Origin of the sequence: Amycolatopsis pigmentata (assembly GCF_042684065.1) — a bacterium.
Lineage (GTDB): Bacteria > Actinomycetota > Actinomycetes > Mycobacteriales > Pseudonocardiaceae > Amycolatopsis_E > Amycolatopsis_E pigmentata.
This window is the reverse complement of record NZ_JBHUKR010000029.1, coordinates 240,831-249,544: the sequence shown is the minus strand read 5'-3', so window position 1 is coordinate 249,544 and position 8,714 is coordinate 240,831. Positions and strand designations below refer to the sequence as shown.

Here is an 8,714-nt window from a genome sequence, read left to right as displayed (position 1 = left end):
GGCTCAGCCACTACAAAAGACGCGGATACCCACTCACCTAAGTGCCGTTGCAGTATTAGCGGGCCTACCTGATCACCGCGCCAAGGGATTCCTCGAGGGGTTCTCCGTCTGGCCGTGACTCCAGCAGTCCACGAACTGGGTTGCCGCCGACGGGACCGTCGGGGCCGTCGATCTCAATCGGGCGATGGCCATCCTGCTCAGCCACGGCTACGACGGTGCCCTGTCGATCGAGTACGAGGGCTTCGGGGAGATCCCTGGGCCAAGACCCGCCGGCGCTGGCCGACATCGCCGAGGGCATCGACCCGTCGATGGAGTTCCGGCAGGTCACGCTGCCCGGCTTGTTCTTCGTGGACCCCCGGCCCGTGCTCACGGACGGCGAGGTGGGGTTGCCGGCCGCCAGCATGGCGAGCGGCATCGGCGGGATGGGGGTCCACTGGGCCGGAGGACTACCGCGGTGAAGTCATGACGTGCCGCGTAAGGGTGCGCCGAGCGGCACTCAGGCCGGTTAGCACGTTTTCCTCGGTGCCGCCCCATACCGGGTCCTCGGGCTCGACGCTGACGACGCCGCGGTAGCCGTGTTCGTAAAGCCGGTCGATAAGGCGGGCCCAGTCCACGTGTCCCAGACCGGGAACCCGGTAACGCCACCAGCCCATGCCCCAGGCGTTCTCGCGCGCCTGAGCCGGACCGTGGATTCCCCAACGGTCGCGCTTCTCCGGGAACATCTCGATGTCCTTGGCCTGCCAGTGGGGAATCCGGTCGACGTACGGTCCGACGACCTCGACCGGGTCTATGGCCGATCCACATCAGGTGCGACGGGTCGAAGTTGAGGTACAGGCCGAGGGAGAACATCCATTCCCACAACTCGGGGCTGTACGCGAGATTGCCGGGGTAACCGTCGGGGTGCCACCCCTCCATGACGCAGTTCTCGATCATCAACTTGACTCCGAGTTCCCCGGCCCGGTCGACCAGGGGCTTGAAGATCTCGTCCGCGACCTTGAGGTTCTCCGGGACGGACAAGCCGGGGTCGCGGCCGACGAAGGTGCCGACGGCAGGCACCCCGAGCTTGGCCGCGGCCCGACCTGACCGAGCGCGCGGCGGTTCACGGGCGTGTCTCAGCGGACGTGGATTCCGGCGGTGAGTTCCTCCGCCGGCCGGCCGGGCAGTCGCAGGCTGGCGGTCGTGCCTGGTGGGACGGTCACTTCGGCCCGGAGGCCGTCGGGGGTCACCGACCACGCCGACCGGATGGTGCCGTAGGGCGTGTCGAGCGTCGCCTCCGCGGATGTCAGCGCCCCGCCGGGCCGTGGGGCCACAACGAACTGTCGGTAGGCAGGCACGCCCGGGACTTGGCGGATTCCGGCGACGTACTGGTGGAGGAACGAGATCACGGCGCCTTTGCTGTAGTGGTTCAGCGAGCCGAACGTGTTGCCGTCGTCGTCCTGTCCCTGCCAGAACTCCCAGACGGTGGTCGCGCCCCGGTCGAGCATGCACAGCCACGAGGGCTCGGTCCGCTGCAGCAGCACGTCGTAGGCGACATCGAGATGCCCGTGGTCGGCGAGCACCGGAAGCAGCAGTGGCGTGCTGAGGAACCCGGTCCCGAGGTGGTTGTCCTTGTCCTGGATCATCTTGGCGAGCCGGTCCGCGGTCGCCTGACGCATCTCGTCCGGGACGAGTCCGAAGGCGAGCGCGTGGACGTAGGTCGCCTGGCGCGACGGGACGAGTGAGCCATCGTCCGCGGTGTACTCCTTGATCCACGCGTCACGCACCGAAGCCGCCAGTTCCGAGTAGCGCCCGCGGTCGCGCCCCAGGATGGAGGCGATTTCGGCCATCTGGGTCGCCGAGCGGTAGAGGTACGCGGTCGCGACCGAGCCTTGGTCGATCTGTCGCGCGATGATCGCCTGGATGGTCTCGAGGTCGACGTCCGGTTCGAGCCAGTCACCCCAGTGATACCCGCCGTCCCAGATGAACCGCTCGTGCGGCTGAGCGGGCGTCCCCTGCTTCGACGAGTGGCGGCTCGTGGCGGCCTGCCGCGTCGCGAAGGCGAGCCACCGTTCCATCGAGTCCCACTGCTGTTCTAGGGTGCCGACATCTCCGTAGCACCACCACTGCTGGTACGGCACCTGGACCGCCGCGTCGCCCCAGCCGGCACTGCCGGTGTAGCTGTCGCTGACGGCGCGGTGCTCGTCGCTCCAGCCAGGCTCCGGGACCCAGCTCGGTACGCGGCCGTCAGGCCACTGCTGGGCGGCGAGGTCGCGCAGCCACTTCGTGTTGAATCCCGCGACGTCGTATAGGAACGCCGCCGTCGGGACGTACAGCTGCCAGTCACCCGTCCAGCCCGCGCGCTCTCGCGTCGGACAGTCGGTGGGTACATCACAGGCGTTCCCGCGGAAGCTCCACACCGCGATGTCGTGCAGACGGTTCAGGTCTTCGTTGCTGCAGCGGAAGTCCCCGGTGCGCTCGAAGTCGGTGTGCACGACGACGCCGGTGATATCGGCGGGCGCGGAGGTGCTGACGTAGCGGAAGCCCTTTGTCGAGAACCGGAACTCGGCGGTACCGGGCCCCGTCACGACGTCGACCTGGCCGGGGTCGTGCCCGTCCGGGCCGGACAGGTTCTGACGCGTCGCCTTGCCCTCGGAGTCGAGTATCTCGCCGTGTTCGATCCGGAGGGTTCCGTCTGGGGCGTCGACCCGGACCCAGCCGTTGATGTTCTGACCTAGGTCGGCGACCTGGGTGCCGTCCGTGAGTCGCGTGACCAGGACCGGCGCGATCTCCTCGACACGGCGTACCGGGGGTGCGGTCGTGCCCGTCAGGGGCTCGAATGGGTGCTCCACGACGCGTACCGGCTGCCAGCTGTGTGGCTGTACACGCAGGTCGACGGTCTCCCCGGCGATGAGGTCGGCGGCGAGCACGGGACCGAGGCCGGACTCCCAAGCGGAGCTCGTCCCGAGACTCGTCACCGTCCCGTCGGCGTGACGGACGACGAGCTGGGCGAGCAGCGCGACCTCGTCGCCCCAGCAGTTGCTGATGTGAGAGTGCGCGTTCATGCCTCGGAACCACCCGTCGGTGAGGGTGACGACAAGTTCGTTTTCACTCTCGAGTAACTCGGTGACGTCGTAGGCCTGCACCTGCAGCTGCGTCCGATAGTCGGTCGAGCCCGGTGTGAGCTCTTGATCACCGACACGGGATCCGTTGAGGTAGGCCTCGTACACACCATGCGCGGTGATGTGGAGCTGCGCCGCCACGGCCGGCCCGTCGAGATGCCACTTCCCTCGGAGCAGATGGCCGGGGCGTGATCCGGGTGACGCGACCTCGTCCTCCACTGGGGAGATCCACTGTGCCTGCCAGTCGTCCCGGCGCAGCGCGGTACCGAACGTCGACTCGGCCCACCCGGTCTCGATCGAGTCGGTCCAGACCTTGACGCGCCACGGCACGACCTCGGACGCCGGCAGCCGCGGCCCGTTGTACTCGACCAGGACCGACTGTTCGCTCTCGATCCGGCCGCTGTCCCACTCGCCGACGACGAGCTGGTAGGCCTGCTGCCGCACCGCGCCTTCGGGGAGCCACCACGAGAACCGGGGCTTCTCGACGGAAATGCCCAACGGTGCGTCAAGGTGCTCCACGCGCAGGTGCGCCGGGGAAGGGGCTGGCGTCATCGGTACCGGTTCCTTTGCTCGGGTCCGACCAGCCCGGCAGCACTTACAGGAAGGCGTTTTGGGCTTTTTCGCCGGACATCGGCTGGGTGAGCAGGCTTCACCTTAGAGCCCTTCGTGACAGCTCGCAATATTCTATGCTGACTGGCATACGACTGACTGTGCTGATTGACATAGACTAGAACGCACTGCCATAGTTCGTCTGTGACGACGACCAGTGAGCCCCGCGAGGCCGGCTCGGCTCCCGCCTTCGAGCGCATCCGCTACACGACCGAGGACGACGGCACCATCGGCCGGATCACGCTGGCGCGGCCCGAGCGGCGGAACGCGCAGGACTACCAGATGCTTCACGAGATCGACCGGGCGTTCGCGCTCGCGGCGCAGGACGATCGGGTCAGGGTCGTCATCCTCGACGCGGACGGACCGCATTTCTCTTCCGGGCATGACGTGAGTGGCGGACCCCTGGAGGTGCACAACTTCTGCGTCAGCCACGTCGGAGGCTTCGACCAGCCCGGCGTTCTCGGACACATGTCCGCCGAGGAGGAGTACTACCTCGGGATGTGCTGGCGCTGGCGCAATTTTCCGAAGCCGACCATCGCGCAGGTCCACGGCAAGGTCATCGCGGGCGGCCTGATGCTCGTCTGGCCCATGGACCTGATCATCGCAAGTGACGACGCGACATTCTCGGACCCGACGGTGGCGTTCGGCGTCAACGGACACGAGTACTTCGTCCACGCGTGGGAGTTCGGTCCGCGCAAGGCCAAGGAGATGCTGTTCCGCAGCGCGGCGCTGACCGCGGCCGAGTGCCGCGACCTGGGCATGGTGAACCACGTCGTGGCCCGTGACGACTTGCCCGGGTTCACGCTCGGGATCGCCCGCGAGATCGCCGGACGACCGGTGATGGGCACCAAACTCGCCAAGTCCGCCGTGAACCAGAGCCTCGACGCGCAGGGCCAGTGGACGGCGCTGCAGGCCGCGTTCGGTCTGCACCATGTCGGTCACGCGCACGCCCGTGTGCTGCACGGGATCCCCGTGGACCCGTCGGGCCTCGACGTCATCCGCCGGCTTTCGCGCTGACCGTCTAGCCACCGTCGAGAAAGACAGGACAGAGTCGTGTTCCAGGGAAAGATCTGCTTCATCACCGGCGGTGCGCAAGGCCTCGGTCTCGGCATCGCGCGACAGCTCGCCGACCGGGGTGCGCTGCTCGCGATCGCCGACCGCGACGCCAAGGCGCTCGTGGAAGCCCATCGCGAACTCGAGAAGCTCACCGACGTCCGGACCTACCAGCTCGACGTCCGCGACCGGCAGGCTTTCCTCGCCGTGGCCGACCAGGTCGAGCAGGACCTCGGGCCGGTCCACGGAGTGTTCAACAACGCCGGCGTCGTCGACAGCGTGTCCCCCTCGCGGATGCGCGGTGAGCTGTGGGACTGGATGGTCGGCGTCAACCTCAACGGCGTGTACAACGGCGTCCAGGCGTTCGTGCCCCGGATGATCGCTCGCGGCGACGGCGGCATCGTCGTCAACGTGTCGTCCGTAGCCGGCATCCTGCCGGGCGGGAGCGGGTTCACCTACCACGCTACGAAGTTCGGTGTGGTGGGCATGACCTTGGCCCTGCGTCAGGAGTTGGCCCATCACGACATCCGCGTGAGCGTGATCTGCCCCGGTGAGGTGACCACGAGCATCGTGCGGAACACCGCCGCCCAGCGCCCCGCCGAGGCGGAGGCCCACACGGACCGGGCGAGGAAGATCCTCGACGCGGCCCAAGAGTCATTGCTGAGCAACGGCGTCAGCATCGACGACGCCGGACGATCGGTGGTCGAAGGGGTGATCGCCGGGCAGCCCTTCGTCTTCACCGACGGCCTGTACCGCAAGTACATCGAGGAGTACCACGCCCAGATCCTTTCCTGCATGCCCGAGGCCGACCCGAATCGCGCCGGTCGGTGAAGGTGACTCCTGGCCCAGGCCCCGCACCACACCACACCACACCACCTCGCAAGGGAGCAGTCATGGCCGCTGACGTTCGTGTCGCCGGAGTCGGCATGGTGCCGTTCACGAAGCCGAGTGCCGGTGCCGGCTACGAGGACATGGGCGTCAGGGCGGTGCGGGCCGCCCTCGCCGACAGCGGGATCGCCTACGAAGACGTCCAGGAGGCGTACGCCAGCTACATCTACGGTGACTCCACCTGCGGGCAGGTCGTCCTGTATTCCGTGGGCCTGTCGGGTATCCCGATCGTCAACGTCAACAACAACTGCGCGAGTGGGTCGACCGCCCTGTGGCAGGCGCGCAAGTCCGTCGCCAGTGGCGACGCCGACGTCGTCCTCGCCGTCGGCTTCGAGCAGATGCGTGCCGGTGCGCTCCGCGGCAACTGGGACGACCGGCAGGCGCCGAGCCTCCAGCACTTCGTGCGGCTCAACGAACTCTACGGCTTCGAGGCTGCCGAACCGCCCGCCGCTCAGCTGTTCGCCGGTGCCGGCCGCGCGCACATGGAGAAGTTCGGTACGAGCATCGAGGCGTTCGCCCGGATCGCTGTCAAGGCAAGGAAGCACGCCGCGAACAACCCGTACGCGGTGTTCACCGAGCCGCTCACCGTCGAGGAGGTCTTGGCTTCGCCACATCAGGCCGGGCCGCTCACGCGTCTGATGTGCTGCCCGCCGACCAGCGGCGCGGCCGCCGCGATCCTCGTCAGCGCCGAGTACGCCAAGAAGAAGGGCCTCGACGCACGCGTCCGCATCGCCGGTCAGGGCTTCACGAGCGACACTCCCGGCAGCTTCACGGGCGACATGCGGCACGTGGTCGGCTACGACCTGTCCGCGAAGGCGGCCGCCGACGCCTACGCCCAGGCCGGTATCGGCCCGGACGACATCCCCGTCGTCGAATTGCACGACTGCTTCACCGCCAACGAACTGATCACATACGAGTCGCTCGGTCTCACGGCGGAGGGGACCGCGGAGAAGTTCATCTTCGACGGCGACAACACCTACGGCGGCCGCGTCGTGACGAACCCGTCCGGCGGTCTGATGTCCAAGGGACATCCGATCGGCGCCACCGGCCTCGCCCAATGCGCGGAGCTGACGTGGCAGTTGCGTGGCACGGCCGGCGATCGGCAGGTCACGGGTGTTCGTACCGCCCTGCAGCACAACATCGGGATCGGCTCGGCGTGCGTCGTCACCGTCTACGAGGGCGTCGACTAGGAACGTGTCAGATCGACAACGCGCTGGCGTTCCTGCGTGATCGGGCCGAGTGTCCGCTCTGCCCGGTCACGCAGGCGCCGGCTGTTCAGGCGAACGATGGGCTGCGCTTCTCGACGAACGCGGAGAGGCCTTCGGCCGCGTCCGTGCTCCCGGCGGCGGCCCGCAGCGCCGTCTGCTCACGCTGGAGCGCCTCTGCCGGAGCGGGCAGGGCCTGCCGACGCACCAGATGTTTTGTCGTCGAGAGAGCCTCCGCCGAGCCGCGCGCCAGTACCTCGGCGAGCTCTTGTGCTCGTGCCATCAGGTCTCCCGGTGGCACAACCTCCGCGACCAGACCTTGTCGCAGCGCCGTCTCGGCGTCCACGACCGGGTTCACGAGGGCCGCGTACAGCAGCCGGTGGACGCCGAGTGACGCGGACAGCATCGTCGTGCCGCCGTCGGGAGTCAGCCCCAGCTTCGTGTACCCGAGCGTGAACCGGGCGCGGCTGCTGGCCAGCACGATGTCTCCGGCCGCCGCCAGCGGCATGCCCGCGCCCGCCGCGACACCGTCTACCACCGAGAAGACGATCGCGTCGAGCGACTGCAGTCCCGACACCGCGGCGTGCAACCTGGTCGCGAGTTCGTCGATGTAGCCCTGGCGATCCTGGGACGACGCGAACGCGGCGACGTCACCGCCGAAGCACCACGCGTCCTCGTCACCCGTCAGTACCAGCACCTTCGGCCGCCGGGTGCGTGCCTGCTCGATCACCGTGAGCAGCGCGTCGGCGGTTTCGTGCGTCAGAGTTCGTCGGGCACCGCCCGCGCAGACTTCCGCCCACATGATGCTGTCGCCGACCGCCCCGGACCCGTCATTGTCTGTGTCCGTTGACATAGACTAGATCATCGTGTTCTATCGAAATCCTGTCAACGCTCTCTGTGGAGGATCCATGCCTCATCGTCTCCGGTACCGGCGGCTCGAAGGGCGGGTCGCGATCGTCACCGGGGCAGGGGCCGGCCTCGGTCGTGCTCATGCGCTCGCCCTCGCCGAGCACGGCGCGAAGGTCGTCGTCAACGACCTCGGCGGCTCGACCGACGGCACCGGGCAAGGCAGCGCGGCCGCCGACCAGGTCGTCTCGCAGATCCTCGCCGCGGGTGGCGAGGCCGTCGCGGAGTACAGCTCGGTCGCCGACCCGGGCAGCGCCGCTCGCATCGTCGATGCCGCGATATCGGCCTGGGGGCGCCTCGACATCCTCGTGAACAACGCGGGCGTCCTGCGGGACCGCACGATCCCGAACCTCACCGACGAGGACATCGAGACAGTCCTCGACGTCCACCTGAAGGGGTCGTTCTCCGTCAGCCGCGCGGCCTACCGCGTCATGAAGCCTGCGGGCTTCGGACGCATCATCCTGACCGCCAGCGGCGCAGGGTTCTTCGGCGCTGCCGGACAGGCGAACTACAGCGCCGCCAAGGGCGGCATCGCGGGTCTGAGCCGGGCACTCGCCGTCGAGGGTGCCCGCTACGGCATCACCTCGAACTGCCTGGCTCCGCTGGCGCAGACCCGGCTCACCGGCGACGCGTTCGGCCCGCTCGGCGCCGCGCTTCAGCCGGAACTCATCTCGCCGCTGGTGGTGTTCCTGGCCAGCCCGACGACGACGGTCACCGGCGAGGTGTTCAGCGCCGGCGGCGGCCGCTTCGCGCGGATCTTCACGGCGTACACCCCGGGCGTACTGCTCAACGCGGGTGCCGGCCCGACGACCGCCGACGAGATCGAGGCGCACCTGACGGAAATCCTCGACGTCGACGGGTACACCGTGCCGGCCTCGTCGGCCGAGGAGGTCATGACCCTCGTCGGTCAGCTCGCGGGCCACTCCGGTCCAGCATCGGTCGCCGACTGACCCAG

Annotated in this window: 8 protein-coding genes; 5 read left to right on the top strand and 3 right to left on the bottom strand. The window is 68.3% G+C overall.

Annotated elements, in window-relative coordinates:
• Positions 1-215 precede the first annotated feature (215 nt).
• Positions 216-458 (top strand): hypothetical protein, encoded by a 243-nt coding sequence (locus tag ACFSXZ_RS40660; protein ID WP_378271841.1) that lies wholly within the window; start codon positions 216-218, stop codon positions 456-458.
• On the opposite strand, the gene ACFSXZ_RS40655 is transcribed toward ACFSXZ_RS40660, so the two are convergent.
• Together ACFSXZ_RS40655 and ACFSXZ_RS40650 are read right to left on the bottom strand one after the other, a co-directional pair.
• Positions 447-722: a hypothetical protein gene (locus tag ACFSXZ_RS40655; RefSeq protein WP_378271839.1), complete on the bottom strand. Its 276-nt coding sequence runs from the start codon at positions 720-722 to the stop codon at positions 447-449. The two genes, ACFSXZ_RS40660 and ACFSXZ_RS40655, sit on opposite strands and share 12 nt — an antisense overlap.
• A 390-nt stretch (positions 723-1,112) precedes the next feature.
• Positions 1,113-3,650, bottom strand: coding sequence for a family 78 glycoside hydrolase catalytic domain (locus ACFSXZ_RS40650; protein ID WP_378271837.1), 2,538 nt, complete (start codon positions 3,648-3,650; stop codon positions 1,113-1,115).
• 201 nt (positions 3,651-3,851) lie between these two features.
• Here ACFSXZ_RS40650 and ACFSXZ_RS40645 point away from each other — a divergent pair, with 201 nt between their 5' ends.
• From ACFSXZ_RS40645 to ACFSXZ_RS40635, 3 genes are all read left to right on the top strand, one after another.
• Entirely contained in the window at positions 3,852-4,724 is an 873-nt protein-coding gene (locus tag ACFSXZ_RS40645; RefSeq protein WP_378271836.1) for an enoyl-CoA hydratase, read from the top strand.
• A 36-nt stretch (positions 4,725-4,760) separates the two neighbouring features.
• Positions 4,761-5,591 (top strand): SDR family oxidoreductase, encoded by an 831-nt coding sequence (locus ACFSXZ_RS40640; RefSeq protein ID WP_378271834.1) that lies wholly within the window; start codon positions 4,761-4,763, stop codon positions 5,589-5,591.
• A gap of 62 nt (positions 5,592-5,653) precedes the next feature.
• The gene (locus tag ACFSXZ_RS40635) at positions 5,654-6,838 is read left to right on the top strand and encodes a lipid-transfer protein (protein WP_378271832.1); all 1,185 of its coding nucleotides are present in this window, start codon (positions 5,654-5,656) and stop codon (positions 6,836-6,838) included.
• Positions 6,839-6,923: 85 nt separating this feature from the next.
• Here the strand turns inward: ACFSXZ_RS40635 and ACFSXZ_RS40630 are convergent, their stop codons facing one another.
• Positions 6,924-7,706, bottom strand: coding sequence for an enoyl-CoA hydratase/isomerase family protein (locus ACFSXZ_RS40630; protein WP_378271831.1), 783 nt, complete (start codon positions 7,704-7,706; stop codon positions 6,924-6,926).
• Between the two features lie 55 nt (positions 7,707-7,761).
• On the opposite strand from ACFSXZ_RS40630, the gene ACFSXZ_RS40625 reads away from it, so the two are divergent.
• On the top strand, positions 7,762-8,709 hold the full coding sequence (locus ACFSXZ_RS40625) for an SDR family NAD(P)-dependent oxidoreductase (protein WP_378271830.1): 948 nt from the start codon (positions 7,762-7,764) through the stop codon (positions 8,707-8,709).
• Positions 8,710-8,714: the final 5 nt, after the last annotated feature.